Source organism: Rhodococcus sp. 14-2483-1-2, assembly GCF_002259405.1.
Taxonomy (GTDB): domain Bacteria; phylum Actinomycetota; class Actinomycetes; order Mycobacteriales; family Mycobacteriaceae; genus Rhodococcoides.
The window spans coordinates 51,707-78,096 of sequence record NZ_NPFW01000012.1 but is presented as its reverse complement, the minus strand read 5'-3'; the positions used below and the strand labels follow the sequence as shown (position 1 = coordinate 78,096).

At 65.1% G+C, this 26,390-nt stretch carries 26 protein-coding genes and 1 riboswitch; of the genes, 17 read left to right on the top strand and 9 right to left on the bottom strand.

Annotated features, from left to right (window positions below):
- The first annotated feature begins 7 nt into the window (after positions 1-7).
- From CH295_RS10780 to CH295_RS10760, 5 genes are all read left to right on the top strand, one after another.
- Entirely contained in the window at positions 8-604 is a 597-nt protein-coding gene (locus tag CH295_RS10780) for a bacterial proteasome activator family protein (RefSeq protein WP_094740666.1), read from the top strand.
- 93 nt (positions 605-697) lie between these two features.
- Complete coding sequence (gene wzm, locus CH295_RS10775; RefSeq protein ID WP_170945861.1) at positions 698-1,534, top strand: galactan export ABC transporter permease subunit Wzm/RfbD; 837 nt, start codon at positions 698-700, stop codon at positions 1,532-1,534.
- A gap of 11 nt (positions 1,535-1,545) precedes the next feature.
- On the top strand, positions 1,546-2,388 hold the full coding sequence (gene wzt / locus CH295_RS10770) for a galactan export ABC transporter ATP-binding subunit Wzt/RfbE (RefSeq protein ID WP_094740665.1): 843 nt from the start codon (positions 1,546-1,548) through the stop codon (positions 2,386-2,388).
- A complete protein-coding gene (gene glfT1, locus CH295_RS10765) occupies positions 2,369-3,283 on the top strand; it encodes a galactofuranosyltransferase GlfT1 (protein ID WP_094740664.1) in 915 nt (304 codons plus the stop codon). The genes wzt and glfT1 overlap by 20 nt, the downstream gene beginning before the upstream one ends.
- Before the next feature lie 51 nt (positions 3,284-3,334).
- On the top strand, positions 3,335-4,198 hold the full coding sequence (locus CH295_RS10760) for a TylF/MycF/NovP-related O-methyltransferase (RefSeq protein ID WP_094740663.1): 864 nt from the start codon (positions 3,335-3,337) through the stop codon (positions 4,196-4,198).
- Here CH295_RS10760 and CH295_RS10755 read toward each other — a convergent pair whose 3' ends face one another.
- Entirely contained in the window at positions 4,199-6,091 is a 1,893-nt protein-coding gene (locus CH295_RS10755; protein WP_094634723.1) for a glycosyltransferase, read from the bottom strand.
- A 111-nt stretch (positions 6,092-6,202) separates the two neighbouring features.
- Entirely contained in the window at positions 6,203-7,186 is a 984-nt protein-coding gene (locus CH295_RS10750; RefSeq protein ID WP_170945860.1) for a DUF418 domain-containing protein, read from the bottom strand.
- A gap of 210 nt (positions 7,187-7,396) precedes the next feature.
- Between CH295_RS10750 and CH295_RS10745 the strand changes: the two genes are divergently transcribed.
- From CH295_RS10745 to CH295_RS10725, 5 genes are read left to right on the top strand one after another with little or no spacing between them, the layout of a single operon-like run.
- Positions 7,397-9,649, top strand: coding sequence for a hypothetical protein (locus CH295_RS10745; RefSeq protein ID WP_252341997.1), 2,253 nt, complete (start codon positions 7,397-7,399; stop codon positions 9,647-9,649).
- Positions 9,650-9,663: 14 nt separating this feature from the next.
- A complete protein-coding gene (locus CH295_RS10740; RefSeq protein WP_170945866.1) occupies positions 9,664-10,707 on the top strand; it encodes a glycosyltransferase in 1,044 nt (347 codons plus the stop codon).
- Positions 10,704-11,645 (top strand): NAD-dependent epimerase/dehydratase family protein, encoded by a 942-nt coding sequence (locus CH295_RS10735; RefSeq protein ID WP_094740661.1) that lies wholly within the window; start codon positions 10,704-10,706, stop codon positions 11,643-11,645. The genes CH295_RS10740 and CH295_RS10735 overlap by 4 nt, the downstream gene beginning before the upstream one ends.
- Positions 11,642-12,109, top strand: coding sequence for a GtrA family protein (locus tag CH295_RS10730; RefSeq protein WP_094740660.1), 468 nt, complete (start codon positions 11,642-11,644; stop codon positions 12,107-12,109). The genes CH295_RS10735 and CH295_RS10730 overlap by 4 nt, the downstream gene beginning before the upstream one ends.
- Positions 12,106-12,942 (top strand): glycosyltransferase family 2 protein, encoded by an 837-nt coding sequence (locus tag CH295_RS10725; protein ID WP_037187238.1) that lies wholly within the window; start codon positions 12,106-12,108, stop codon positions 12,940-12,942. The genes CH295_RS10730 and CH295_RS10725 overlap by 4 nt, the downstream gene beginning before the upstream one ends.
- Here the strand turns inward: CH295_RS10725 and CH295_RS10720 are convergent.
- The 5 genes from CH295_RS10720 to rfbB all read right to left on the bottom strand — a co-directional run bounded on the left by CH295_RS10720 (position 12,939) and on the right by rfbB (position 17,725).
- Positions 12,939-13,631: a (2Fe-2S)-binding protein gene (locus CH295_RS10720; protein WP_094740659.1), complete on the bottom strand. Its 693-nt coding sequence runs from the start codon at positions 13,629-13,631 to the stop codon at positions 12,939-12,941. The genes CH295_RS10725 and CH295_RS10720 overlap by 4 nt on opposite strands.
- On the bottom strand, positions 13,628-14,395 hold the full coding sequence (locus tag CH295_RS10715) for an ABC transporter ATP-binding protein (RefSeq protein ID WP_094740658.1): 768 nt from the start codon (positions 14,393-14,395) through the stop codon (positions 13,628-13,630). The genes CH295_RS10720 and CH295_RS10715 overlap by 4 nt, the downstream gene beginning before the upstream one ends.
- Positions 14,392-15,477 carry a FecCD family ABC transporter permease gene (locus CH295_RS10710; RefSeq protein WP_094740657.1) on the bottom strand — a complete coding sequence of 362 codons (1,086 nt, stop codon included), beginning with the start codon at positions 15,475-15,477 and terminating at the stop codon, positions 14,392-14,394. The genes CH295_RS10715 and CH295_RS10710 overlap by 4 nt, the downstream gene beginning before the upstream one ends.
- Complete coding sequence (locus tag CH295_RS10705; RefSeq protein ID WP_094740704.1) at positions 15,477-16,448, bottom strand: ABC transporter substrate-binding protein; 972 nt, start codon at positions 16,446-16,448, stop codon at positions 15,477-15,479. Before CH295_RS10705 ends, CH295_RS10710 begins: the two co-directional genes overlap by 1 nt.
- Positions 16,449-16,547: 99 nt before the next feature.
- Positions 16,548-16,666, bottom strand: a riboswitch (cobalamin riboswitch).
- A gap of 54 nt (positions 16,667-16,720) precedes the next feature.
- On the bottom strand, positions 16,721-17,725 hold the full coding sequence (rfbB, locus tag CH295_RS10700; RefSeq protein WP_037188736.1) for a dTDP-glucose 4,6-dehydratase: 1,005 nt from the start codon (positions 17,723-17,725) through the stop codon (positions 16,721-16,723).
- A gap of 226 nt (positions 17,726-17,951) precedes the next feature.
- Between rfbB and CH295_RS10695 the strand changes: the two genes are divergently transcribed.
- Together CH295_RS10695 and CH295_RS10690 are read left to right on the top strand one after the other, a co-directional pair.
- A complete protein-coding gene (locus tag CH295_RS10695; RefSeq protein ID WP_094740656.1) occupies positions 17,952-18,728 on the top strand; it encodes a DUF8017 domain-containing protein in 777 nt (258 codons plus the stop codon).
- Complete coding sequence (locus CH295_RS10690) at positions 18,725-19,276, top strand: hypothetical protein (protein WP_094740655.1); 552 nt, start codon at positions 18,725-18,727, stop codon at positions 19,274-19,276. The genes CH295_RS10695 and CH295_RS10690 overlap by 4 nt, the downstream gene beginning before the upstream one ends.
- Before the next feature lie 16 nt (positions 19,277-19,292).
- On the opposite strand, the gene CH295_RS10685 is transcribed toward CH295_RS10690, so the two are convergent.
- Positions 19,293-19,811 (bottom strand): maleylpyruvate isomerase family mycothiol-dependent enzyme, encoded by a 519-nt coding sequence (locus CH295_RS10685; protein ID WP_170945859.1) that lies wholly within the window; start codon positions 19,809-19,811, stop codon positions 19,293-19,295.
- A 130-nt stretch (positions 19,812-19,941) separates the two neighbouring features.
- On the opposite strand from CH295_RS10685, the gene rfbA reads away from it, so the two are divergent.
- Positions 19,942-20,814 carry a glucose-1-phosphate thymidylyltransferase RfbA gene (gene rfbA, locus CH295_RS10680; RefSeq protein ID WP_094740653.1) on the top strand — a complete coding sequence of 291 codons (873 nt, stop codon included), beginning with the start codon at positions 19,942-19,944 and terminating at the stop codon, positions 20,812-20,814.
- A complete protein-coding gene (locus CH295_RS10675) occupies positions 20,811-21,395 on the top strand; it encodes a dTDP-4-dehydrorhamnose 3,5-epimerase family protein (RefSeq protein WP_094740652.1) in 585 nt (194 codons plus the stop codon). Before rfbA ends, CH295_RS10675 begins: the two co-directional genes overlap by 4 nt.
- 177 nt (positions 21,396-21,572) lie before the next feature.
- On the opposite strand, the gene CH295_RS10670 is transcribed toward CH295_RS10675, so the two are convergent.
- The gene (locus CH295_RS10670; protein WP_082323528.1) at positions 21,573-22,091 is read right to left on the bottom strand and encodes a GtrA family protein; all 519 of its coding nucleotides are present in this window, start codon (positions 22,089-22,091) and stop codon (positions 21,573-21,575) included.
- 47 nt (positions 22,092-22,138) lie between these two features.
- Here CH295_RS10670 and dprE1 point away from each other — a divergent pair, with 47 nt between their 5' ends.
- From dprE1 to CH295_RS10655, 3 genes are read left to right on the top strand one after another with little or no spacing between them, the layout of a single operon-like run.
- Entirely contained in the window at positions 22,139-23,590 is a 1,452-nt protein-coding gene (dprE1, locus tag CH295_RS10665) for a decaprenylphosphoryl-beta-D-ribose oxidase (RefSeq protein ID WP_037187223.1), read from the top strand.
- On the top strand, positions 23,587-24,351 hold the full coding sequence (dprE2, locus tag CH295_RS10660; protein WP_037187221.1) for a decaprenylphospho-beta-D-erythro-pentofuranosid-2-ulose 2-reductase: 765 nt from the start codon (positions 23,587-23,589) through the stop codon (positions 24,349-24,351). Before dprE1 ends, dprE2 begins: the two co-directional genes overlap by 4 nt.
- 37 nt (positions 24,352-24,388) lie before the next feature.
- Positions 24,389-26,278 (top strand): galactan 5-O-arabinofuranosyltransferase, encoded by a 1,890-nt coding sequence (locus CH295_RS10655; RefSeq protein ID WP_094740651.1) that lies wholly within the window; start codon positions 24,389-24,391, stop codon positions 26,276-26,278.
- The last annotated feature ends 112 nt before the right edge of the window (positions 26,279-26,390 follow it).

Below are 26,390 nucleotides of genomic sequence, written 5' to 3'. Positions count from 1 at the left end.
TGGATATATGACTCAATCCGAGCCGAACGGCGCATCCGAGGACCATGTCGTTGTGATCGGCCCCAATGGAGAACCACTCGCCCTGAGCCGCGAGGAAGCGACGGCCGCTGCGGCTCGCGCCGCCGGATCCTCCGCGAACGACGGATCGGACGATGGCTCGGGCCTGTCGGAGATGGTCGAGCAGCCCGCGAAGGTGATGCGCATCGGCACGATGATCAAGCAACTTCTCGAGGAGGTGCGCGCCGCACCGCTCGACGACGCGAGCCGGACGCGGCTCAAGGAAATCCACAAGTCGTCCATCCACGAACTCGAACAGGGCCTCGCACCGGAACTGCGCGACGAACTCGAGCGCCTGGTACTGCCCTTCGGCGACGACGTGGTCCCCACCGACGCGGAACTGCGCATCGCGCAGGCTCAGCTCGTCGGCTGGCTCGAAGGCCTCTTCCACGGCATCCAGACGGCCCTGTTCGCTCAGCAGATGGCCGCGCGGGCTCAACTCGAACAGATGCGGCAGGGCGCGTTGCCTCCCGGTGTGATGGGCGCTCCGGGTGGCGGCCAGGGTGGCGGGGGCCACGGCGGCGGCGGTACCGGCCAGTATCTGTAGCAAGCTCGGAATGAGCGCAGTCTCCGAAGAGAGGTAGTGTCGACCGTCGTGTCGGCACCAGCGAAGGATCCCGAGAGCGAGGCAGGAGATCACATGCCTGCTCCGGTTTCGGACTCACAGACTTATCGGCGCGCTTTCGGCGACCTGAGAACCGGTTTCAGCCAGCGCGAACTGTGGCTGCATCTCGGCTGGCAGGACATCAAGCAGCGGTATCGCCGGTCGGTGATCGGTCCGTTCTGGATCACCATCGCCACCGGTGTGCAGGCAATCGCCATGGGGCTGCTGTATTCGGTGCTGCTCAACATCGATCTGCGCGAGTTCCTGCCGCACGTCACCGTCGGTCTGATCATCTGGAACCTCATCAGTGCCGCGATTCTCGAAGGCGGAGACGTCTTCGTCGCGAACGAGGGACTGATCAAACAGCTGCCGAGCGCGTTGAGTGTGCACGTCTATCGCCTGGTGTGGCGCCAGCTGCTGCTGCTCGGCCACAACATGCTGATCTACGTGATCATCATCGCGATCTTCTGGCCGCCCGGCGGGCTGCACTGGACCGTGATCTTCGCGATCCCCGCGCTGGTTCTGATCCTGTTGAACGCGGTGTGGGTATCCATCCTGTTCGGCATCATCGCCACCCGCTACCGCGACATCGCCCCGATCCTGGGCAGCTTCGTCACGCTGATGTTCTTCATGACGCCGATCGTGTGGACCACCTCGGGGCTGCAGTCCATGGGCGGCGAGGCCGCGAACCGCGCCAAGCTCGTCGAGATCAACCCGCTCTTCCATTACCTCGACATCATCCGGGCCCCATTGATCGGCGAGGATCAGCAGGCGTACCACTGGTACATCGTGCTCGGCTTCACCGTCGTCGGATGGGCGCTGGCCATCGTCGCACTCAAGAAGTACCGGGCCCGCGTGCCCTACTGGGTTTAGGGGTATTCGAGTTGTCCATCAGCATCAGCACCCACGACGCGTGCGTCGACTTCCCGATCTTCGACGCCAAGACGCGGTCACTGAAGAAGGCGTTCCTCGGCAAGGCCGGCGGGGCCATCGACCGCAACTCCTCCGACGTCGTCGTCGTGGAAGCTCTCAAGAACATCACGATGAACCTCGAGGACGGCGATCGCGTCGGACTGGTGGGACACAACGGTGCGGGCAAGTCGACGCTGCTGCGTCTGCTCTCGGGCATCTACGAGCCGACGCGGGGCAGCGCCACCATCCGCGGCCGCGTCGCGCCGGTGTTCGATCTGGGCGTCGGTATGGACCCGGAGATCTCCGGCTACGAGAACATCATCATCCGCGGCCTGTTCCTCGGGCAGACCCGCAAGCAGATGCTCGCGAAGATGGACGAGATCGCCGACTTCACCGAACTCGGCGACTACCTCGACATGCCACTGCGTACCTACTCGACGGGCATGCGCGTGCGCGTCGCGATGGGCGTGGTCACCAGCATCGACCCGGAGATCCTGCTGCTCGACGAGGGCATCGGAGCAGTCGACGCGGAATTCATGAAGAAGGCTCGGCTTCGCCTGCAGGAGTTGGTGAAACGATCGGGAATCCTTGTGTTCGCCAGCCACTCCAACGAATTCCTGGCTCAGCTGTGCGACACCGCGATGTGGATCGATCACGGTCAGGTGCGGCAGCAGGGCGGGATCGAGGACGTGGTGCGCGCATACGAGGGCAACGACGCGGGAGACCACGTCGCGCAGATCCTGAAAGAGATCGAGCGGGAAGACGCAGCGGGAGTGACGCCTGCGGAACGACCGGATGGGCAAGCCGGTGCCTGACCGGATCATCGGGGTCATCGTCACGCACAAACGGCGTGAGTTGTTGGCTCTCTCGCTCGACGTCATCGGCGCACAGACGCGTCCGCTCGATCATCTGGTCGTCGTCGACAATGCCGACGAGCCGGCCGTACGCGAACTGGTGGAATCGATCGACCTGCCGACGACGTATCTCGGCTCGCAGCACAATCTGGGCGGCGCGGGCGGGTTCGCGCTCGGGATTCTGTATGCGCTCTCGCTCGGTGCGGATTGGGTGTTCCTCGCCGACGACGACGGCCGCCCCGAGGGCCCGAACGTACTCGAGACTCTCTACGACTGTGCCCTCACCCACGGATTGGACGAGGTCTCCCCCGTCGTCTGCGACATCGCCGACCCGGACCGGTTGGCCTTTCCGCTACGTCGCGGCGTCGAGTGGCGTCGGCTGCGGTCGGAATTGATCGACCCCGAGAATCCCGATGACGACCTCCTCGAAGGCATTGCGTCGCTGTTCAACGGAGCACTGTTCAAGGCGTCGACGATCGATGCGGTCGGCGTGCCCGATCTACGGCTGTTCGTGCGCGGCGACGAGGTGGAGGTACACCGACGATTGCAGCGCTCGGGCCTGAAGTTCGGCACCTGCCTCACTGCGGCCTACGTCCACCCCAACGGGGCCGAGGAGTTCAAGCCGATCCTCGGTGGCCGGATGCACACGCAGTACCCGGACGACGCGACCAAGCGCTACTTCACGTACCGCAATCGCGGCTACCTGATGTCGCAGCCCGGCATGCGAAAGCTGCTGCCGCAGGAGTGGATTCGCTTCACCTGGTTCTTCCTGATCACCACCCGCAACCCGAAGGGTCTGGCCGAGTGGTTCCGGTTGCGCGGGCTGGGGCGTCGGGAACACTTCCGCCGACCCTGACGCTGCCTCCAAGGGGTGCGCGCACCCACGTGATACCGCTACCGTGTGCCCATGACGGAACCTCGGAAGCTCGCTGATCGCATCAAGTCGTCGGCACGGGAGAAGCTTCAACGAGCGATCGGCGAGGTTCTGGCTCAGCAGACCGCCCAGCTGGCCGAGCAGACCAACGATCAGCAGGCGAAATTGCTCGACGTCCTCGAACGCCAACGCCGGGAGATCGACGATCTCCACGCATTCATCCGCGGCCTCGAAATGCGGATGCGTCGCGACATCCCGTACGCGTCCGACGTCGAAGCAGCCGCTCAGAGCGCCGAATTCGCCGAAGAGATGATGCCGCAGGCCCCGACGTTCCTGCGGCCGCACGCCACGCTGCGATTCGCGCTCGGCGAGGTCTCCATTCGCGGCATGGCCCTCGAATTCGGAGTCGCCAGCGGCACGACGCTCGAGATCATCGCCGAGGAATTGAGCTCACGCAAGGACATCACCGTCGTCGCCGGATTCGACGTGTTCTCCGGCCTTCCCGAGGCCTGGCGTACGGGCTTTCCGAAAGGATTGTTCGAGCAGGACACCATCCCCGAGGTGCCCGGGGCGCAGATCGTCCCCGGTCTGTTCGAGGACTCGCTTCCGGGCTTCCTGAAAGGTCACCACGAGAAGTTGGCGTTCCTGCACCTGGACGCAGACCTGTACTCATCGACGGTCACCGTGCTGGATCTGGTGGCCGACCGACTCGCGGTGGGCACCGTCATCGTGTTCGACGAGTACTTCAACTTCCCCGGCTGGCGCAACCACGAGTACCGGGCGTGGACGGAATTCGTCGCACGCACCGGTACCGAGTTCGACTACCTGGGCTACACCGCCGACAACGAGCAGGTCGTCGTGCGGATTCGTACAGCGCCCGTCGTCGGCCCGAAATAGCTACTGGCCGTACAGGCGAGCCCAGTTCTCTCGGCTCGTCAGTTTCGGCACGGCGGCACGGTACGAGGCAGCAACCGTCGGCGTCTCGGTGCGCAAACGCTTGAGTGCGGTCACCCCGCGCTTGAGCAGCTCGGACGCATGCGCCTTGTTCCGCTTGCGAACTCGGACGCCTTCCTGCGAGCGATCGGTGACGATCGCGTGCGAGAACAGCGAGACGTGCCACCAGTGCGCGTCGTCCGCGGAGATGGCAACAGGACCGGGATTCACCGTGCCGCGCCACTGGTTGAGCACGCGCTTGGCCAGGACTGCGAATTCCATGCTCTTCTTCGGCGGTGGGCCCGCCGGAGTGATGAACATGTCGGCCGGACGCACTCCGGGAACGTCGTTCGCGTTGTGGCGCTTTGTTTCTCCGTATGCGGCACGTTCACGCCGGATGGAACCGGCAGCGTCCATTCCGCCGTCGAGCAGATGATCGGGGCCGGCCAGAAAGTCCTCGACGGCCTTGATCAGCGTGTACGCCATGCCGTACTGCATCGACACCAGGTACCGCAGCAGATCGGTGAACAGCTGCTTGGCGAGCGCGCGCCCGTCGAGTTCGATGTGCAGGGCCGCGGTGATCATGCCGTTGCGCAGGTTGAAGTAGCGGTGCCACTCGTCCCAGTCCTTCCACGCGAAGTCGGCATGCCACACCGCTGCGCCCGGAAGCGTCACGGTAGCGAATCCGTTTGCACGAGAACGGTATCCGTACTCGATGTCGTCCCACTGGAAGAACAGTGGCAGCGGGTAGCCGACCTGCCCGACGATCTCGGACGGAATGAGGCACGACCACCACCCGTTGTAGCCGGCGTCGACACGGACGTCCTGCTGCCGCTTGCGCTTGAACGCACTCTTGTCCGAGATCGCGTTCTTGACGTGCACTCCGGCTTCGAGCTTCTGCAGGTTGGCCACCTCGGCACCGACATGCACACGATCGGGGTGCAGCAGGTACAGCATCTGCGCGCCGATGATCGCCGGCTCGACGGTCATGTTGGCGAACGAGTTCATGCGCACTATCGCCTCGGGCTCGCACAGCACGTCGTCGTCCATGAAGATCACGTTGGCCGGATCGCCGCCCTTGCCCTGCACCTCGTAGAGGCCACGGGTGAACCCGCCTGCCCCGCCGAGGTTGGGCTGAGTGATGTAGACGAGCTTGTCACCGAGCTCGGCCGCGACGCGCTGGAACTTCTCGCGCGTCTGCACCTGATCGGTGCCCTGATCGACGACGTAGACGTTGTCGACCCCGAGCAGAGCGATGGGATCGTCGGCCATGGCAGCGACGGTGTTGGCGCAGTCGTCGGCGCGATTGAACGTGCAGATCACCACCGAGGTGGGACGCAGCTTCTCCGGCGCGGCGACGGTCCATTCCGCGTCCTGCACCGACAACTCACTCGACGTGGTGGTGAAGCGGACGTACAGCGCGCCGCCGTCGAGGAACTGCGTCGTGGCGACGGGAACGGCCAATTGGGTCGACGCGTTCGCGGAATCGACCGTTGTACTGGCCATCGTGCGCTCGTGACCCTTGTAGTCCGTGGCCACCAGATCGATCCGACCCGCACCGGCGACGGTCGCCCGGAACACCACCTCGGTGACGGTGGTCCACCGCTGCCAGTAGCTGGCCGGGAACCGTCCGAAGTAGCTGTTGGTGTGCAGCACGCTGCGCTTGGCGATACGAACGCCCGTGCGGGTGCGCTCGGCATTGCCCTTGCCGACCGAGCTGTACATATCGGCACTGACCAGGGGCGACGGACCGTCGAACAGCAGTCTCTGAACTGTCAGTTCGGGCTCACCGTCACCGCCGGCAACAGCCGACACATCCGATGCGGAGCCGAGACGATCGAGAGCAGTGCCGTCCATACCGAGAAGTACCCCATCCGGTTCGAGTAATGACAGTTCGAGCGATGAACATGTGCGGCCGTGTCGACAAGAAGACCACTGACCATGGTTGCACAGCCCCCGACCGATACGTCAGACGCACGCCGCGCCGAGTTCTGTCGTCCGAGTCGGACGGCGACGGAAGGGTGGCCGATTTCGCCAGGTCAAAGCCCGAAGGACCCATTCGAGCGGTCCATAGCGGAAGTGCCACAACCAGATACGGCTCAGCACGGACTGCACGGTGATCACGACGAGTGCGATGCCGAGCGCGGGGTACACCGACTCGGCCTCGAACAATCCGGACCCCCAGGCAGCGGCCAGTACGACGAACGACGCGGATACGTAGTTCGTCAGGGACATCTTGCCGAGTGGATCGAACACGGCTCGCAGCCCAGCGCGGGTCGGGGCCCACTGCCACGCGAGCGCGAGGATGCCGATGTATGCCAGCGCCATGGCCAGACCGGCGCGAGCACCGGGAAGAGAGAAGCGCGGATCACCGGCGCCCGCAGAGATGTAGGACATCATCAGCGGTATCGCGGCCACGCCCGCCACGCAGGTCAGCACCAACCCCGGCACCACGGACTTCTCCATCATCGCCGGTACTCCCAGCTGCGCGGCGCCCGCCCCCACGAGCAGCAAACCCGGCAACGAGTCGAACCCACCACCGAAGAAACCGAAGCTCGCGACGGTCAAGGCACAGCCCACGACCACGTTGACGAGGGCCGGTGCCCACACGATCAACGGCATCACAATCAGTCCGACGATCGCATATGCGCGGAGAATGTCACCTCCGTACGCCAGCGAGTGCACCACCCCGATCAGTCCCAGTCCGAGCATTCGGAACATCAGCGGCTGCCACGCACCCACACCGCGTCGACGGGCACCGTCGGCGATCAGATACATCGACACCCCGAACAACAGGGTGAAGATCGGAACGAACCGGGATTGCACCGTGTAGTCGAGTAAGCCCCCGCCTGTTGTTTCGGCGGAGATCTCGGTGATGTCCAGGACGTTGACCAGCAAAATCCCGAACAGAGCGAACCCGCGAAGCGAGTCCATGAAGTGGTATCGAGTCATGATGAACAGTCTTCGGTCTCGGCGGTCGATCCACATCGGGCCAGCGGATGGTCTCGATCATCCGAGCGAATGATCGACGGTGACTCTCGCGACCGATGGAAACCTTGTCGACCGGCGACGACACCGCTCGTCCGCACGCCGCGGTTTCGGTTCCCGGCCACCTCGAGAGATACAGTCGAGTGTCTTTGCCCGAACTCACGGAGTTGACCCTTGACCCCCACGGATACCCCGATCGTGCGCGCCGCCCTGCCCGACAGCAGGAAAGTGCGCCTCGTGTGGGGAGCAGCGGTCGCTGCAGTCGTCGTCCTCGGTTATCTCCTGGTGCTCAGCGTCGATCCCCGTTTCTTTTACATCGACGACACCGAATCGGGTGCCGTCCCCAACTGGCTCCAGCTCGGACGCATCATGCGCGACGGGCAATTCCCCTCGCTGGTGCTCGATCAGTGGATGGCCGGCAACTATCCCGTCGAAGGCCAGGGCGGCCTGTGGAACCCCGTACAAATGGCGATCAACTACATCTCGCCGTCGATCGACAACCTGGTACTGCTGGCCACGGTCGTCAAACTCGGCTTCTCGATTCTGTTGGCCTGGGGCGTCTTTCGAGTCGCTCTCGCCTACGGTGCCCGAGCCAACTGGGCCGCGGTCGCCGGTGCCAGCGCACCGTTCGTCGGCTTCACGCTGTTCTTCGAGAACACCTCGTGGGTGACCGCACTGATGGGCACCGCGTGGATCATGAACGCGTGGGCGAGCTCGGTGTCCTACGCCCGCGGACGCAGCGGCCCGATCGTGCCGTTCGTCTTTCTCTACCTCGCCATCAGCGTGGGATACGTCCACGCCGCGGTGATGGCCGGCGTGATGATCGGATCCGTCGCCATCGGCGAACGACTGTTCCAGCGGCTGTGGCGTCCGGCACTGAAGGTGTGCGCGGTAGGTATCGCTGCCGCGGCCTGCGGAGCCGTCACCTTCCTGCCCGGAGTGCTCACGTCCGCGGTCACCTGGCGTAGCGGCGACGAAGGCACGTTCAACGACAACTTCCTGACGGCTCCGTGGTCGGAATCGCTCACCGCGAGCATCCCGACCGCCGTGACGAGCATCGAATCCTGGGCGGGCGAGACCACCGAATCTCCGGTCACCTACATCGCCTGGTTCGTCGTCCCCGCGCTGGCGTTCATCGCCTGGCGTCGGGTGCCCGCGGCTCTGCGCGAGCTGGCTGCCCCGCTGATCATGCTGGCGTTCGCCCTGATCTTCACCGCAGGTCCCAGCGACATCGGGCCGATCCGCTGGCCCGCCCGCATTCTGCCGTTCGTCGCCCTCGTCGCACTGATTCTCGTGGTCACTCTGATCAGCCGGTACGGAACTCTGGACAAGCTGCGGCCACGGCTGCTCGCGGCCGGCCTGCTGACGCTGGTACTGCTGCTGCGCGCTGGTTCGTCGGGCCCGGAGTTCTTCGGTCGCCACATCCTCGCGGCGCTGGTGATCCTGCTCGTCGGCGCACTCGCGCTGCTACTGGCCCACCGGTTCTCCACCCGGGCCACGGCGGCACTGCTGCTCGTGACGATCGCACCGGTCGCGATGTACCAGGTGGCAACCTACGAACCACCCTTCGACAAGTGGTGGCTGCCCGCGTCCCAGTCCGAGGCCAAGGCCGAGTTCCCGCAGTGGCAGGGCGCGACCCTGCAACTCGGCAGCCGTGCCCTCACCGAAACCCAGGCCGACGGACCCGACGACCCCCGGCTGCCCTGGCACTCCCAGGTGTACGGCAACTCCGCCAAGATCATGGGCCTGGACTACGTCAACGCCTACACTCCCGTCGGCTATCTCGACTTCGCCAACCTGCTGTGCTTCGAGCACGAGGGATCGACCTGCACGGACGCCTTCCAGCGAGTCTTCGAGATCGAGCCGTACACCGGCAAGACGTACGCCGATCTGATGCAACTCGATCGAATCGTGCTGCAGAAGAACCAGTATCCGCTCGCGAACTCCCGGCCCGCACCCGCAGGCTGGATGTGGGTGACCGCTCCCACGCCCGATTCCGCTCGCCAGATCTACGTCCTCGAACGCGTCGACGGGTTGATTCCCGCGTCGTCGGGCCGCGTCGTCGCGACCGTGAACGCCACGGCCGAACCCCGATCGTCCGACGCGGACTCGGAGCACGTCGACGTCAGCGCACCCAACGGTGGCAGCGTCGTGTTCTCGCGTCTGGCCTGGCCCGGCTACACCGCGACACTGAACGGTGAAGAGCTGCAGACGAAGGGACTGGCCGACATCTTCCTGTACGTCGACCTGCCACCCGGGACCGAGAACGCGGACCTGCAGATCACCTTCCGGCCGCCCGGCGAACGACTCGGACTGGCCGCGATGGCGGGCGGAGTGATCGTCCTGGTCGGGCTCGTGGTGCTCGATGTGCGACGACGCCGAAGCTCGAATTCTCCGGAGTTCGGCAGTACGACGTCCAGCAGATAAGGTCAGACCTCGTGATGTCCGACGACGCTGCTGCTGATCCGCACCGCATCTCCATCGTGGTTCCGGTCTATCAGGGCGAACGGACGCTCAGCGCGTTGATGGACGAGATCATCCCGTTGACCCAGGTGGTGCACACTCCCCTCGGGCGTCCGATGGTCGTCGAAGAAGTTCTGCTCGTGTTCGATCACGGCCCCGACAACTCCGCTGCAGTGATCAGGCAGCTCACCGCAGCGCACACGTTCGTGCGCGGTGTATGGCTGAGCCGCAACTTCGGCCAACACCCGGCCACGCTCGCCGGTATGGCATCGAGCGGCGGCGAGTGGATCGTCACGATGGACGAGGACGGCCAGCACGACCCAGCGGCCATCGGCGGCATGCTCGATACCGCCCTCGACCAGCAGTCAACCGTCGTCTACGCCAAGCCCACCAATGTCGCTCCCCACGGAATGTGGCGCAACGCAGCCTCCAAGGGCTCGAAGTGGCTGATCGCCAAGGCTCTGGCCGGGGACAACACCGTCGACTACCAGAGCTTCCGTCTGGTGCTCGGTGAAGTCGGTCGCTCCGTCGCCGCCTACGCCGGTTCCGAGGCGTACCTGGACATCGCACTCGGGTGGATCGCAGGCGATGTCACGACCAGCCCGGTGGCGTTGCGCGAAGAGGTGGACCGTCGATCGGGCTACCGACTGCGCACCTTGCTCTCGCACTTCTGGCGGATGGTGCTCTCGAGCGGCACCAAGGGCCTGCGGCTGGTCAGCTTCATCGGCATCGCCTTCGCGGTACTCGGCCTGATTCTGGTGGCGTATGTACTGGTGTCGTACTTCGTCTTCGATTCGGGTGCCGAGGTGCGAGGCTGGGCATCGACGATGGTGATCCTGTTGTTCGGCTTCGGGGCAACACTGTTCTCCCTCGGTGTGGTGGCCGAGTACGTGGGCGTCAACGTCAAGACGGCCATGGGCAAGCCGCCGTACCTGATCGTCACCGATCCCGGAAACGGCCCGCTCGGACGCACTGCGCCTGCCGTATCGACCGAATCGCCCGAAAAAACGCCGCCGTTGTGACCGCAACGCACACGTGGATCGTCGGCAGCGGCGGACTGCTCGGCGCTGCGGTGACCCGCGAGGCCGGTCGTCGTGGGCATCGGGTGCACACCAGCACCATCCCGTGGTCGGATACAGCGTCCGCCGAACAGGCTCTGCTGCAGCGCTGTTCGGACTTCTTCGACTCCTTCACCGACGGTACCTGGAACGTGATCTGGGCCGCGGGAGCGGGCGTGAACGGAACCAGCGCAGCACAATTCGCCGAAGAGAATGGCCTGATCCGCACCGTCCTGGCACGTATCGAGGCTGTCGCCGCCGACCGCGCGGGCACCGGAACCGTGTTCCTCGCCTCGTCCGCCGGAGGCGTCTACGCCGGCGCGACGGGAGCCCCACATCACGAGGGCACGAACCCGGTTCCGTTGGGCGACTACGGCTTCGCCAAGCTGCAGTCCGAGGCCATCGCGACCGAGTTCGGTGAACGCACCGGCATCAACGTGGCCATCGGCCGGTTCGCGAACCTCTACGGGCCGGGTCAGAACCTCGCGAAACCGCAGGGCCTGATCTCGCACCTGTGCCGGGGATACCTCATGGCCTCCCCCGTCTCCATCTACGTCCCGATGGACACGTTGCGCGACTACCTCTACGTGTCCGACGCGGCCGAGATGGTCGCCGACACCCTCGCCATGTCGGCCACGCAACGACTCTCGCCGACGATCAAGATCTTCGCCTCCGGTGAGGCCGTCACCATCGGCTCGATACTCGGAGCGTGCCGGACGGTGTTCCGCCGTCGACCGAACGTGGTGCTGGCGGCGTCCCCACTCGCAGTGTTCCAGGGTCGCGATCTACGGCTGCGGTCGACGGTCTGGCCACAGATCGATCGCCGAACGCACCGAACATTGCCCGCCGGCATCGCGTCGACCTTGTTCGCGACGCGTCAAGCATTGGGGGTCGGTCGATGACCGAACCACGGACTCCCGCTCCCCCGGCCGGCATGAACGGCGCGCCCGGGCCGCTGATGCGCATCGTCAAGAATCAGAAGATCGCGTTCCTGCTCGTCGGCGGCGTCAACACCGCATTGGGTACCGCGTGGTTCATCCTGTGGCAGTTGCTGATCGGCGAGCAGTACGGATACCACGCCGCGATCGTGCTCGGCTATCTCTGCAACGTGCTGTGCGCGTTTGCGATGTACCGCTACCTGGTGTTCCGCGTGCGGGGTCACTTCCTACGTGATCTGCTGCGGTTCTTCGTCGTGAACTTCGGCGCGTTCGTCGCCAACATCTCCCTGATGACGATCGCCGTATCCGTCTTCCACTTCCCGCCCATCCCTTCACAATTGGTCGTCACAGCCGTGATGGCAGTCGTCAGCTTCTTCGGCTACCGCGACTTCTCGTTCCGCAGAAAGAGCCAGGCCCCCACATCATGACCCCCCGTGTTTCCGTAGTCGTCCCGGCATACAACAACGCCGAGTACCTGGCCGAGACCATCGATTCGATTCTCGCCCAGACGTTCACGGACTTCGAACTGGTCATCGCCGATCATTCGTCGACCGACGGAACCCTCGCCGTCGCGCAGAAGTTCGACGACCCACGGATTCGCCTGCTGACCACCCCGGCCGGTGGCGGTGCACAGGCCAACTGGAATCGCGTGACCGAGGAAGCCACCGGCGAGCTGATCAAGCTGGTCTGCGGTGACGACACCATCGCCCCCACCGCGTTGGCCACCCAGGTGCAGGCTTTCGACGACAGCCCGTCCGCCGTTCTGGTCGCCTCGCAGCGGACGCTGATCGACGCCTACGGCAAGACGGTCATCGCCGCCCGCGGGCTCGGCGGACTGCACGGAACGGTCTCGGGTCGAGTCGCCGCCAGAACCGCAGTTCGGGCCGGTGCCAACATCTTCGGCGAACCCGGCGGCGTCATGATGAAGCTGTCGGAACTCCGCGAGATCGGACTGTGGGACAACAGCCATCCCTACCTGATCGACCAGGCCACCTTCATCGCGGTCGCACTACGCGGCGACATCGTGGCAATTCCGCAGCCCCTGGCCTCGTTCCGCATCAACTCGGGACAGTGGAGCGTGGAACTGGCGACACAGCAGGCACGTCAGGCAGCGGACTTCCATCGCTCACTGCAGGCAAGTGACCCGACGTTGTTGTCCGACAGCGACGTTCGCATCGGCAACGCCAAGGCTCTGATGACGTCGTTCATGCGTCGTGCGGTGTACCTGCTGCTGCGGCACCGGATGTCGCGCAGCAGCTAGTATCGCGCGGCGGCCTCGAGGCCCCGCAGCCTGTCCGACGGTGATCGACGCGGACAGCTGGTGCACTTGTCCGCCCCGCTCGTCTCGTAGAGGAGGCAGCACGAGCTACGCCGTGTGAACCGCCGTCCACCGACGTCGACGAAACGCGGCGCGGGAAGTGTCGCGGCCATCTCCCCGATCAGCCATTCTGCGAAGTCGCTGCCGAGTGACCGATCACCCAACGCAGCAGCGACATCCAAGCTTCGGTTGGCGATCGAATCCGATGCGATCGCCCACAACGCTTGCCTGCGTACCCCCGAGGCCGCCGACAACGCGTCGACGATGCCGGTGAACGTCTCGTTCACTGCCGCGGGCAATGCCGCGACCTCGAGAACGCTGTCCGACACCGTTCCACCCAGATATCCGTCCGGACGCAGGAAGCAGCGCGAGCCGTCCAGCCGTGGATCTGCTGCCTCACCCGTGACCATCGCGGTGGCGATGGCAAGGAACGCGATCGTCGAGCTGGCCGAATACCACCACAGCGTTCCGTTGACCCGCGCGTCGGTGCACTGCCACCGGTGGCCGGTATCGTCGACCCGCGCCCGCAGCCAGTCGTCGTCGAGCATGACCGTCGCACAGAGATCGAACGGCCCGTCGATGTACTGCTGCAGACCCGGGACTCGTTCTGCCGCAAGCGCGTAGGCGTTCATGCCAGCCCCTGAATGTCGATGGTGGGTGGCGGTCCTGTTCGGACGGTCGCGCGAATGCCGAACACGTCGGCAAGCAACCGATCGTCGAGAACATCGGTGGTCGGTCCCGACGCCACCACGGCCCCGCCGTCGAGCACGGCGAGACTGTGGCAGTACTCCACCGCCAGCCGCAGATCGTGGACGGTCACGACGACGGCCAGCCCGTCCGCGGCGAGGTCGCGAATCGCGTTCATCACGATCAGTTGCTGCCGTAGGTCGAGGTGGTTGGTCGGCTCGTCGAGCAAGAGGGTCTGCGGTTGCTGCGCCAGGGCGCGCGCGATGGACACCCGCTGCCGCTCACCGCCGGACAGTGCACCGACGTCGCGGCCGTCCAAGGCGAGCAGGTCGACGCGGTCCATACACGCGGTGACGATGTCGTCGTCGGACGCGGTGGGGCGGTCGAACCAGCCGCGGTGCGGCACGCGGCCGAGCGCTACGGATTCACGGACGGTCAGACCGACCGATGCCTGTGGCTCCTGGGTCCCGACCCCGATCGTCCGCGACAGCTCCGATCGCTTCATGGTGTGCGCATCGACGCCATCGACGAGAACCGTTCCGGCAGAGGGAGTCAAAGCTCGATAACAACACCGCAGTGCCGTCGTCTTCCCGGACCCGTTCGGCCCGACGAGACCGAGCACCTCGCCGGGCGGAACGTCGAAGTTCACCCCGTGCAGCACCTCTCGCGACCCGAGTCGCGAGGACAATTCCCGCACGGACAGTCTCATCGGATCTCCCGTGCGTAGCGGCGATACAGCATGAACACGAAGATCGGTGCGCCGACGAGCGCGGTGATCACTCCTACCGGGACCTCGGTGCTCTGTGTGATCGATCGTGCGAGCGTGTCGGCACCGACGAGGGCTATCGCACCGAACAACGCCGCCACGGGCAGCAGCCTGACGGCGCGGGTGCCGACGACGTATCCGGCGAGGTGCGGCACCAGCAGACCGACGAATCCGATTCCGCCACTGACCGATACCGCTGCACCCGCCAGCAGGGAGATGGCCAGCAGTTGCATCATCCGGAACCGACGTACGTTCATACCCAGCGCGGCCGCGCCGTCGTCACCTGTTTTGAGCAGGTCCATCCTGGGCGCGCTCATCATCACGAGTATTCCTACGCAGAGCAACGCCAGCACGGGGAACACGAGCGTCGACCAGCGGGCGTCACCGAAACCGCCTGCAAGCCAATGCATTACACCGCTCAAGCTTCGTTCGTCCGCGAACACGAGCAGCGTCAAGGTGATGAGAGCGGTGAACACGCTGCCCACTGCGACACCGACGAGGACGATCGCCGTCGACTGTGGGTAGCGACCGCCGATCGCGAGCGCCAGGAACAGCGGGATCAACGCACCGACGAACGCAGCCGCAGGCACGGTGAACGCGCCGAGTGCACCCGCGCCGATACCGAGCGTCATCACCATCACGACTCCGAAACCGGCACCCGAGGACACGCCGAGCAGGTATGGATCGGCAAGCGGGTTTCGCGTGACCGCCTGCGCCACACCGCCGGCGAGTGCGAGGGACGCACCGACCACCGCGGCGGTCAACGACCGCGGGAGCCGCGAATCGACGACGATCGCCGCACGCGCCTCGGTCCACCACGACTCGAACGCGCCTGGCGCGAGACGGTGCGCGACTATGGCCCACACGTCGCCGATGGGTATGCGCACCGACCCGAACGAGACGGCCGCCGCAATGGATGCGAGCAACGCTGCCGACGAGAGGAGCAGGATCACGGAGTAGCCGGTGCGCGACGATCGCGTGCTCCGAACCGGGGCCGCGACGGGCCTGTCCAGCACTGCGCTCATCAGAAGCGATCGGGATGCAGCGAGCGCGCGATCGTCTCGGCGCTTCCGACGAGCCGCGGACTCTGGAAGCAGTCGTCGAGCGGAACGACCACGAAATTGTCCTGCTGCACTGCCGGCGTCGTCGCCATGATCGGCTGACTCTTCAAGAAGTCGATCTTGTCCTCCGCGGACGTATCGCCGTAATCGAGGACTACGATGGCCTCGGGGGCCCGTTCGCCGACGAGTTCCCACGTCGTACCCAAGTACGGCCGGTCCCCCTCGGGAAAGATGTTCTCGGCCCCGGCGTGATCGGCGATCAGTTGCCCCACGCCCACACTCCCGATCGTCGTGGGCTCGTTCTCGCCCGAATCGTAGAAGAACGTGGGTGTGGGGGCGACGCCTGCCAGCGCGTCGTCGATCTCGGCAAGCCCGCTGACCACGCCGTCGGTGACGTCCCGCGCAGCGTCGGCCACGCCCAGAATGTCGCCCAGTTGCGCGTAGTCCGTCTCCAACATGCCGATATCGGCAAGACCTGCGCCGCAGTACTCGGAGAACAGGAACGTCGGGATGTCGAGCTCTGCGAACGACGCGCGCGAGCGCCCCTCCTTGTCGTCGAACGCGCTGCGCATGCCGCCCACGACGAGATCCGGCTCGAGATCGAGAATTTGCTCCTTGGTCGGATACTCGTCGGCGAGTCCCTCTATCGACGCGAACTTTTCGGCGGTCTCCGGCGTCGGAACGGCATTGCGATACCCCATTCCGACGATCCGATCCGCCACGCCCATCTCGATGAGGACCTCTGTGACGTGGTCGTTCATCGAAACGATGCGCTGAGGCGGGGATTCGAAGCGCTGGAGGGTTTCGCAGTTGGTCACCTCCACGGGCTGATCGAACTGCGCTGTCTGCGCAGCCTCGGTCGGGGAGTCACCGCGGGAGCAACCCGCGAGAAGGACGGCCGCGGCGAGAACGGCGATGCGGGCGGAGCGTGACATGAGGACCTCACTGGAGCTCAGAGCCACGAAATGAGAGTCGGGTGCGCAGCACGAAGCGGCCACGCGCAGGACTGCCGATTCGTAGACCACGACGAATAGGTGTGTCGCACACCGGTCGCTGGGTAATCGGGCTCGCCACCTGTATCAGTGGCCCACCGTTGCGGGTCAGCGCCGGATTTCGACCGGCTTCCCCCATTGCGACTGGCTTGCTTGTGTTCGCCACGCAGTATGCACCACAGTGCCGATCCCGCGTGACCGTGCCTCCGCGTCGGTTACGGCAGGACGGACTCCTTCGCCGCGTAGACCGCCTCGGTGGCGTCTTTCTGCGGTCGCCACCACTGCTCGTTCTCGCGGTACCAGTCGACGGTTGCCTTCAGTCCGGCGCGGAAGTCGACATACGTTGGTGTCCAACCCAATTCGGTACGCAGTTTGGTCGAGTCGATGGCGTAGCGGAGGTCGTGGCCGGGCCGGTCGGTGACGAAATCGAAGGCGTCGGGTGCGTTGCCGGTCTCTTCGAGGATCGCTTCGAGGACGGTGCGGTTGTTCGCTTCGCCGTCGGCTCCGATGAGGTAGGTCTCGCCGATGCGGCCACCGTCGATGATGGCCCAGACGGCACTGTTGTGGTCGTCGACATGGATCCAATCGCGCACGTTCTGCCCTGCCCCGTAGAGCTTGGGCCGGGAGCCACTGAGGATGTTGGTGATCTGACGCGGGATGAACTTCTCCACGTGTTGGTACGGGCCGTAGTTGTTCGAGCAGTTGGAGATGGTGGAACGGACCCCGAACGAGCGGGTCCAGGCGCGCACCAGCAGGTCGCTCGAGGCCTTGGTGGAGGAGTACGGGCTCGACGGGTTGTACGGGGTCGATTCGGTGAACCGTGCCGGGTCGTCGAGTTCGAGGTCGCCGTAGACCTCGTCGGTGGAGATGTGGTGGTAGCGAACGTCGTGTTCGCGGACCGCGTTGAGCAAGGTGGTGGTGCCGATGACGTTGGTGTGCACGAACGGCCACGGATCGGTCAACGAGTTGTCGTTGTGGGATTCGGCGGCGAAGTGCACGACCAGGTCCGTCTCGCGCACGAGGCGGTCCACGAGGTCCGCGTCGGCGATGTCGCCGTGCACGAACTCGATGCGATCCGCCACCGGGTCGAGGGAGGCCTTGTTGCCGGCGTAGGTGAGCTTGTCGAGCACGGTGACCTGGGAGTCGGGGCGCTGCGCGAGGGTCTGATGTACGAAGTTCGCGCCGATGAACCCGGCCCCACCCGTGACGAGAATTCTCATGAACCGGCACTTTACCGGCGGAGGCTCGTGCGGGCCGTTCTTGTCGGGTCCACTGGCCATCCCAGCGGGGGTGCTGCGCTGCACGGAATGCTCCACTCGACGCCCCAGCTGTGGGGATCCCGGCGATGAGACCTTCGAGTGGAGCAGTAGTTGCACCGCGTCCGGAGGTCGACCCATCATGTCGGGCGCGCGTACTAGCTTCTGTTCGACTTCGGGGGGAGTGACGATGCGTCTTCGATACATACTGCTGCGTCTCGCGGCATCAGTAGCGGTGCTGTTCGGGATGATGTGGGCAATCCCGCACTTTGCGCCGCCTGTGCCGGAACCGTACGAGGGGGTACAGGCCCTTCCTCCGGTGTCGCCGGAACCCACGGGCTCGACCACGCCCCCACCACCCCTGCCGCCGGGGTTTCCGTCCATGAACCGGCCGCCACCGAAAGTCGAGGTGCCCGACGGCCAGCCGCAGCCCATCGCCACCAAATTCGGCTGGACCTACGAAATACCGGCGGACTGGGAAAACTGGAATGACGGATTCTCGGAGTGGGTCGGCGAGGACGGATCGACCGCAACGTACGGGGCAATGGGCCTCCACGGTCGATTCGATTGCGAGGGGGGTGAGTTCGAGTCTTCGGCGATCAGCGGAATGACCGGTCGACGTGCCGGAGACTTGACGGTCCTCGCCTATCGAGAAGCGCAGAAAGCGTCGATGATCTTCACCAACCAAGACGGGTCACTGGCACCCACTGTTCAGATCAGCGACCCCGAGTATCTACAGGTCGACGGAGTCCCGGCTGTCCGCTACACAGCCCTGGTGGAAGACATACCGGATTCGCCGTACTGCCCTCCTCCTCGCGCCACATTCGACGTTGTCACCACTACCGGTTTCGCCACGGCAGAGGTCGCGGTCTTCGTCGTGCTCGCCGACCGTGATGTCGAGAACGCACTCTCCGATGAGGACGTCGACGGCCTCGTCTCGTCACTGAGAAGGACCGAGACGCAATGACCGAACCGCTGATCGCCAGATCCTCGGAAATAGCCGGCTTCGGAAATCTTCTCGATCGCATCGGCGGCGACACTCTGGCCAGTCATCGTTATCTGCTCGATCATGCAGGCCTGAGCGAGAACGTGATTGGGCAGATTCTGCAGCGACTCCAGCCGTATCTCGCACGCTTTCAGGAGATGACACGCACTCGGCAGGTTCACCTGTCCGCCAACTGCGGGGAAATGGGTGCAGAACTCAACAGGGCGGCATGGCTGTATGCCGATCAGGATCAGCGAAACTATGACCTGCTGAACGCTCACACAAGCGCGCTGCCACTACCGGGCATCGATCGTGGCAGCTCGGATCGTGCCGCGGTCGGCCACGTGGACGAATTCGACGGGGCGGCCGATTACGGACGGCCCCACGGGATCGACTATCCCGCGCCGAATCCCGTCGTCGACGACGTCCGAGAATTACTCGACGATGCCGCGGAGATCGTGTGGCCGAACGAATGGCCGACTCCGATCGCCGAGACCGGAACTTCGCCCTACCGAATTCAGTGGGAGTGATCGACCGCTGGAACTGTCAGGAGCCTCGGACAGTGCGCCCGGCGAAAGCCGCCAAACGCTCGTACGCGTTTGCGCTGTCGGGTGCCGGTTGCTCAGGATCGAAGGCACCGCCCCGCCGTTCGTCGGTCATGTTGGCCGACATGAACACCATCCCCTCTTCCGCCACCGTCTGGTCGAGGTCGTCCGTGCCGCGCCCGAGTGCGGTCGCGAGATCCCACGCGTGCACCGAGAGTTCCGCAGCGACCATGCCGAGCGGCAACGGTGAACCTGCATCGATCTCGGCCAGCAGTTCGCGAGTCCGCTCCGTCCACAGCGGAATCGGATCCGACGACGGTTCGGGCGACGCCGCCCAATCGATCTCGCCACCCCGAGCCATGGTCACCAAGTTGGCCGCGGTGTTCACCAGGTGGTCCGTCAGCTCGGCGACGGTCCATTCTGTGCAGGGCGTGGCCGATGCGCGGTCGACTTCGGTGACTGTGGAGAGCAGAGCGGTGACCTGGCTGATACCGGTTTCGATCTGGGTGCGGCTCGTCACGATCGTTGTCCTCGGTTCTCTCGGAAGGCTGGGTATGCGGCGAGCGTAGGTGCACCTCGGAGCTCACGCAGCGGAAACGGGGCAGGCACAACCGCGCGGTCGACCGGGGGGTCTGGAAGACTGCGGGTTCATGCGGGGAATCATTCTGGCGGGCGGCACGGGCTCGCGTCTTCATCCGATCACGATGGGCGTCAGCAAGCAGCTGGTCCCGGTCTACGACAAACCGATGATCTACTACCCGCTCTCGACACTGATCCTGGCCGGGATCCGCGAGATCCTCATCATCACCACACCCCAGGACGCCGACCAGTTCACCCGCCTCCTCGGCGACGGCTCCCAATTCGGCATCTCATTGACCTACAAAGTCCAACACGAGCCCAACGGCCTCGCCCAAGCCTTCGTCCTCGGAGCCGAGCACATCGGCACCGACTCCGCAGCATTGGTGTTGGGCGACAACATCTTCTACGGCCCCGGCCTGGGCACCCAACTCTCGCGCTTCGACACCATCGACGGCGGAGCCGTCTTCGCCTACGAAGTCTCCGACCCCACCGCCTACGGCGTCATCGAATTCGACGACAACCGCACAGCGATCTCCCTCGAAGAAAAGCCCGCCGCCCCGAAATCGAACTACGCCGTCCCCGGCCTGTACTTCTACGACAACGACGTCATCGCCATCGCCCGCGACCTGCAGCCCTCCGCCCGTGGGGAGTACGAGATCACCGACGTCAACCGTCACTACTTGGAGGCCGGCCGCCTGCAGGTCGAGGTTCTCCCTCGCGGTACTGCCTGGCTCGACACCGGCACCTTCGACTCCCTGCTCGACGCCTCGAACTACGTGCGCACCATCGAACAACGCCAAGGCCTCAAGATCGGGTCTCCCGAAGAAGTGGCCTGGCGACGAGGATTCATCTCCGACGACGAACTGCGCGTGCGCGCGGAGACGCTCGTCAAGTCCGGGTACGGCCGCTACCTGCTGGATCTGATCGACCGAGGGAACCGATGACCTTTCGTGAACTGACCATCGCCGGTGCCTACGAGTACACGCCCCGCCAGTTCGGTGACGACCGCGGTGTGTTCTTCGAGTGGTTCAAAGCGTCGGCGTTCGAGGAGACGACCGGGCGGTCGTTGGAGCTGCTGCAGGCGAACTGCTCGGTCTCCGCAGCCGGGGTCCTGCGCGGGATTCACTTCACCACCAACCCGCCCGGGCAGGCGAAATACGTCACCTGCGCCCGCGGAGCCTTCCTCGATGTCATCGTCGACCTGCGCGTCGGATCACCGACGTTCGGGCACTGGGACAGCGTGCTGATCGACGACATCGACCGCAAAGCAGTCTTCCTGTCCGAAGGACTCGGCCACGCCATCTTGTCCCTGGAGGACAACTCGACCGTCATGTACCTGTGCAGCCTCGAGTACACCCCGGCCTTGGACCGCGACATCAACCCCCTCGACCCCGCCCTGGGCATCGACTGGCCCACCACCGCACGCGACGGCACACCCCTGACCTACGAGCTCTCCGACAAGGACAAAGCCGCACCCACCCTCGCCGAAGCCCTCGAACGCGGAGACCTGCCGAACTTCTCGTGAGCGGCGGGACGAGGCGGCGACGCCAGATCCGGGCAAACGCGCGCGCGTTAGTCAGGCGCGCGCAGAATCGCCCGTGACCGCTGACGAGAATGCGCGCGTCTAACAAGTGCGTGCGCGTTTGCGGACCTCACGGGGGGCGAACCCGCGCCTGCGAACGCCCGGCGGCGACTCGGAGGCTCAGCGGATCTTGAAGATCACGAATCGCTGCACGAGGAAGTTGATGACCGTCGCCGTGCCCTGCGCGATGACGAAGGCCACGTTCGCGTACCAGAAGCCGTCGGGAAGGGCCTGGTAGAGCCAGGTGTAGATGCCCACCTGGACGGCGAAGGTGACTCCGTACAGCGCGACGACGGCAAAGAACCGCGCCCGTGACGGGGCCGCGTTGAACGTCCATCGACGATTGATCAGGTAGGCCGTCGTGGTTCCGAGGACGAAGCCGATGGCCTTGGCCAGGGTCACCCCCACGCCGAACACGAAATGCAGGATCAGGTTGACGCCCTGGTCGACGATGGCCGACAGCACACCCGTCGCCAAGAAGCGCAGCACCTGCGTCTTGAGATCGAGGGCCGCGTCGGCGATGTTCTCGGTCAGCGGCAGCTCGACGGGGAGCGGGACGTGATGCTGCAACTCGTCGTCCTCGGGCGACCAGTCGTCGCCCGTGGAGCCTTCTTCTGCGGAGCGGTCGGGGGTGGACACGAGGACTGACACTAGCCGCTGCTGCGGTGCGGGTACCCTCTTGAGCGATGTCCACGACAGCCGACGACGCACTCTTCCCCCTGGAACCACAGGCCGGGAACACTGCGCCGCTACCCACGCAGACCCGCACACTCACCGGTTGGGGCCGCACTGCGCCCTCCACTGGAGAGGTGCTCTCGACCTCCGACCCCGAGCTCATCGCGAACGCGGTCAAGCAGGTCGCCGAGCAGAACGACTCCAAGCCGGCCCACCTCCGACGCGGCGTCATCGCCCGCGGCCTCGGCCGCTCCTACGGTGACAACGCGCAGAACTCCGGCGGCCTCGTCATCGACATGAACGCCTTGAACGGCATTCACAGCATCGATGCATCGACGCGGATCGTCGACGTCGACGGTGGCGTCAACCTCGACCAGCTGATGCGTGCCGCGCTGCCGTTCGGCCTGTGGGTACCGGTGTTGCCGGGCACGCGTCAGGTCACCATCGGCGGTGCCATCGGAACGGACATCCACGGTAAGAACCATCACAGCGCAGGTAGCTTCGGCAACCACGTCCGCTCGATGGAACTGCTCACCGCGGACGGCCAGGTCCGCCACCTGACGCCGTCGGGAAAGAACGCCAAGCTCTTCTGGGCGACCGTCGGCGGCAACGGCCTGACCGGCATCATCCTGCGCGCGACGATCGAGATGACGCCGACGGAGACGGCCTATTTCATCGCCGACGGCGACGTCACCACCACCCTCGACGAGACCATCGCCCTGCACAGCGATGGCAGCGAGAACAACTACGACTACTCGAGCGCGTGGTTCGACGCGGTTGCTCCGCCGCCCAAGCTCGGCCGCGCGGCCCTGTCCCGCGGATCGCTCGCGACGTTGGACCAGTTGCCGGCCAAACTCCAGAAGGACCCGCTGCGGTTCAACGCCAAGCCGTTGGTGACGTTCCCGGACGTCTTCCCGAACGGTCTCGCGAACAAGTACACGTTCTCCGCCGTCGGCGAGGTCTGGTATCGCAAGGCCGGCAACTACCGGAACAAGGTCCAGAGCCTGACGGCGTTCTATCACCCGCTGGACATGTTCGGTGAGTGGAACCGTGCCTACGGCTCCAAGGGATTCCTGCAGTACCAGTTCGTCGTGCCGCCGGAGGCCGTCGACGAGTTCAAGAAGATCATCGTCGACATCCAGAAGTCCGGGCACTACTCGTTCCTCAACGTGTTCAAGCTGTTCGGGCCCGGAAACAAAGCGCCACTGAGCTTTCCGATTCCGGGTTGGAACATCTGCGTCGACTTCCCGATCAAGCCGGGCCTGAACGAGTTCGTCCGTGAACTCGACAAGCGCGTGCTCGAATTCGGTGGCCGTCTCTACACCGCGAAGGACTCGCGCACCGATGCCGAGACCTTCCACTCGATGTACCCGCGGATCGACGAGTGGATCAAGGTCCGTCGATCTGTAGACCCCACAGGCGTTTTCGCCTCCGATATGGCTAGAAGGCTGGAACTGCTGTGACGATAGACGCCGTAGGTAACCCCCAGACGATTCTCGTTCTGGGTGGCACCAGCGAGATCGGTCTCGCGATCACCGAGGAGTACCTGTCGAAGTCCCCGGCACGTGTCATCCTCGCCGCGCTGCCGAACGACCCGCTGCGCGAGAGCGCAGTCGCCCAGCTGAACGCCAAGGGCGCGAAGTCCGTCGACGTCATCGACTTCGACGCACTCGACACCGCGTCGCACCCGAAGGTCATCGACGCGGCCTGGGCCAAGGGTGACGTCGACGTGGCCATCGTCGCCTTCGCCGTCGACTTCGATGCCGAGCAGCTCTGGCAGGACCAGCGCAAGGCCGTCCTCGCCGCCAACATCAACTACACCGCGTCCGTGTCGGTCGGCGTGCTGCTGGGCGAGAAGATGAAGGCGCAGGCCTACGGCCGCATCATCGTCATGTCCTCGGTGGCGGGCGAGCGGGTACGTCGTTCCAACTTCGTCTACGGCTCCACCAAGGCCGGACTCGACGGGTTCTACCTCGGACTCGGAGAAGCGCTGCGCGAGTTCGGACCTCGGGTCACCGTCGTTCGCCCGGGCATGGTGCGCACCAAGTTCAGCGCGCACGTCAAGGAAGCCCCGATGACGGTCGACAAGGAGGTCATCGCGAAGCTCGCGGTGAACGCGTCACGCAAGGGCACTCCGCTCATCTGGACTCCCGCTCCCTGGCGTCTGGTGATGATGGTCCTGCGGCACGTACCGCGGCCCATCTTCCGCAAGCTGCCCATCTGATCTCGATGACACTTCTGCATTCGTGACAACGGGGCTCATGACACAGCAGGTTGCACCGGCTCGCAGGACCGCCTCTGCCGTCGGGGAAATCGTTCTCGGTGTGGTCGTTGCAGTCGTCGTGGCGACGGTCGGGTTGTACGCCTTCTCACTGGTTCAGTGGCCTGCGTTCAACTCGTCCAACGTCACCCGCGCCATCACGACGCTCGGTCAGGTGGTTGCGGCAGCACTGTTCGCGGCGTCGATCTACCTGTACCGGATTCGGAAGTGGCCGTGGATCGCCCGGCTCGCGGCGTGGATCGGGCTGAGCGGATTCGTCACCGTCACCCTCGGGATGCCGCTGGCCGCAACCAAGCTCTACCTGTTCGGCATCTCCGTCGACCAGGAGTTCCGCACGGAATACCTGACTCGCCTGACCGATTCGGCGTCGTTGCGCGACATGACGTACGCCGACATTCCGCCGTTCTACCCCGCAGGCTGGTTCTGGCTCGGCGGACGCGTCGGCAACCTCCTGGGCATGGACGGCTGGGAAGTGTTCAAGCCCTACGCAATCGGGCTGCTCGCCGTGACCGCCGTTGTGTCGTTCGTGCTGTGGAAGGCGCTGATCCGAGCCGACTGGGCCGTCGCTGTCAGCGCCGTCACCACCGCACTCGTCGTCGCCCACGCCTCCCCCGAGGCATACAGCGCCGTGATCGTGATGCTCTTCGCTCCCGCACTGGTCCTCGCCTGGGGTGCGCTGCACCGCTCCGCATCGGGCGGGTGGGGAGCGGTGGTCGGCACCGGACTCTTCCTCGGCTTGGCCGCGACGTTCTACACCCTGTATCTCGGTCTGGCGGCCTTCACCGTCGTACTCATGGCGTTGTTCGCCGCCGTACTCGCCTATCGCGAGCGGAAGTCCTGGAACATACTGGTTCCCATCGCGATCAAGGTCGCCGCGATCGCCGCGATCTCGGGCCTCATCGCCGCGACCGTGTGGCTGCCGTACCTGATCGAGTTCTTGCGCGGCGCGCCGTCCACGTCGGGCACAGCGTTGCACTATCTACCCGAAGCCGGTGCGACACTTCCCTTCCCGATGTTCGAGTTCTCCCTGATGGGCGTGCTCTGTCTCATCGGCACGGTGTGGGTGGCGGTGCGGTTCTCGTCCTCGCGCCGGGCGCAAGCACTGGGCGTCGGCGTCGTCTCCATCTATCTGTGGACGCTGCTGTCCATGGCCGCCACGGCGGCGGGCACCACCCTGCTCTCGTTCCGCCTCGAAGCGGTGCTGATCGTATTGCTCGGCAGCGCAGGCGTTTTTGGCTTCCTCGAAGGCAGCCATGCGATCTACCAGGCCATCAACGAGCCACCGAAGTTCCGTATCGCCGCTGTCGTCGTAGCGGCCATCGGTGCCATGACCTACGCGCAGAACATCCCCCAGGTACTGCAGACCGAGATCACCGTCGCGTACTCCGATACCGACGGCGACGGCAACCGCGCCGACATGCGTCCGCCGAGCGCGGTGTCGTACTACCGCGAGGTCGACGACGCACTCACCGAGCAGACCCAGCGTCCGCGCGACGAGACCGTCGTGCTGACGGCGGATACCTCGTTCCTCAGCTACTACCCGTACTTCGGCTTCCAAGGACTGACCTCGCATTACGCCAACCCACTGGCGCAGTTCGATCAGCGAGCCGACGCCATCGAGCAGTGGACCGAGCTCGAGACTCCCGATCAGTTGGTGGACGCGCTCGACAACAGCCAGTGGCGCGCGCCGGATGCGTTCCTGTTCCGCCGCGGTGCAGACGGCTACACCCTGCGCCTGGCCGAGGACGTCTACCCCAACGACCCGAACGTGCGCCGCTACACCGTCACTTTCCCCGAGGCACTGTTCGAGGATCCACGCTTCACCGTCACCGACATCGGACCCTTCGCGCTGGTGGTGCGTACCGCTTAGCGAATTGGGTGGCACCTACCCGCATGCTTGGAAGCAGTCCGCCGAGGTGCAAGAACTGTTGCGCCAGCTGGCATCCGGCCAGATTCCGATGACGAACGACCCCCTCGACAGC

Coding starts and splice junctions, on each gene's coding strand:
- CH295_RS10780 (WP_094740666.1), top strand. CDS start 8: ATGACTCAATCCGAGCCGAACGGCGCATCCGAGGACCATGTCGTTGTG.
- wzm (WP_170945861.1), top strand. CDS start 698: ATGCCTGCTCCGGTTTCGGACTCACAGACTTATCGGCGCGCTTTCGGC.
- glfT1 (WP_094740664.1), top strand. CDS start 2,369: ATGGGCAAGCCGGTGCCTGACCGGATCATCGGGGTCATCGTCACGCAC.
- CH295_RS10760 (WP_094740663.1), top strand. CDS start 3,335: ATGACGGAACCTCGGAAGCTCGCTGATCGCATCAAGTCGTCGGCACGG.
- CH295_RS10755 (WP_094634723.1), bottom strand. CDS start 6,091: ATGGACGGCACTGCTCTCGATCGTCTCGGCTCCGCATCGGATGTGTCG.
- CH295_RS10750 (WP_170945860.1), bottom strand. CDS start 7,186: ATGACTCGATACCACTTCATGGACTCGCTTCGCGGGTTCGCTCTGTTC.
- CH295_RS10740 (WP_170945866.1), top strand. CDS start 9,664: ATGTCCGACGACGCTGCTGCTGATCCGCACCGCATCTCCATCGTGGTT.
- CH295_RS10730 (WP_094740660.1), top strand. CDS start 11,642: ATGACCGAACCACGGACTCCCGCTCCCCCGGCCGGCATGAACGGCGCG.
- CH295_RS10725 (WP_037187238.1), top strand. CDS start 12,106: ATGACCCCCCGTGTTTCCGTAGTCGTCCCGGCATACAACAACGCCGAG.
- CH295_RS10720 (WP_094740659.1), bottom strand. CDS start 13,631: ATGAACGCCTACGCGCTTGCGGCAGAACGAGTCCCGGGTCTGCAGCAG.
- CH295_RS10715 (WP_094740658.1), bottom strand. CDS start 14,395: ATGAGACTGTCCGTGCGGGAATTGTCCTCGCGACTCGGGTCGCGAGAG.
- CH295_RS10710 (WP_094740657.1), bottom strand. CDS start 15,477: ATGAGCGCAGTGCTGGACAGGCCCGTCGCGGCCCCGGTTCGGAGCACG.
- CH295_RS10705 (WP_094740704.1), bottom strand. CDS start 16,448: ATGTCACGCTCCGCCCGCATCGCCGTTCTCGCCGCGGCCGTCCTTCTC.
- rfbB (WP_037188736.1), bottom strand. CDS start 17,725: ATGAGAATTCTCGTCACGGGTGGGGCCGGGTTCATCGGCGCGAACTTC.
- CH295_RS10695 (WP_094740656.1), top strand. CDS start 17,952: ATGCGTCTTCGATACATACTGCTGCGTCTCGCGGCATCAGTAGCGGTG.
- CH295_RS10690 (WP_094740655.1), top strand. CDS start 18,725: ATGACCGAACCGCTGATCGCCAGATCCTCGGAAATAGCCGGCTTCGGA.
- rfbA (WP_094740653.1), top strand. CDS start 19,942: ATGCGGGGAATCATTCTGGCGGGCGGCACGGGCTCGCGTCTTCATCCG.
- CH295_RS10675 (WP_094740652.1), top strand. CDS start 20,811: ATGACCTTTCGTGAACTGACCATCGCCGGTGCCTACGAGTACACGCCC.
- dprE1 (WP_037187223.1), top strand. CDS start 22,139: ATGTCCACGACAGCCGACGACGCACTCTTCCCCCTGGAACCACAGGCC.
- CH295_RS10655 (WP_094740651.1), top strand. CDS start 24,389: ATGACACAGCAGGTTGCACCGGCTCGCAGGACCGCCTCTGCCGTCGGG.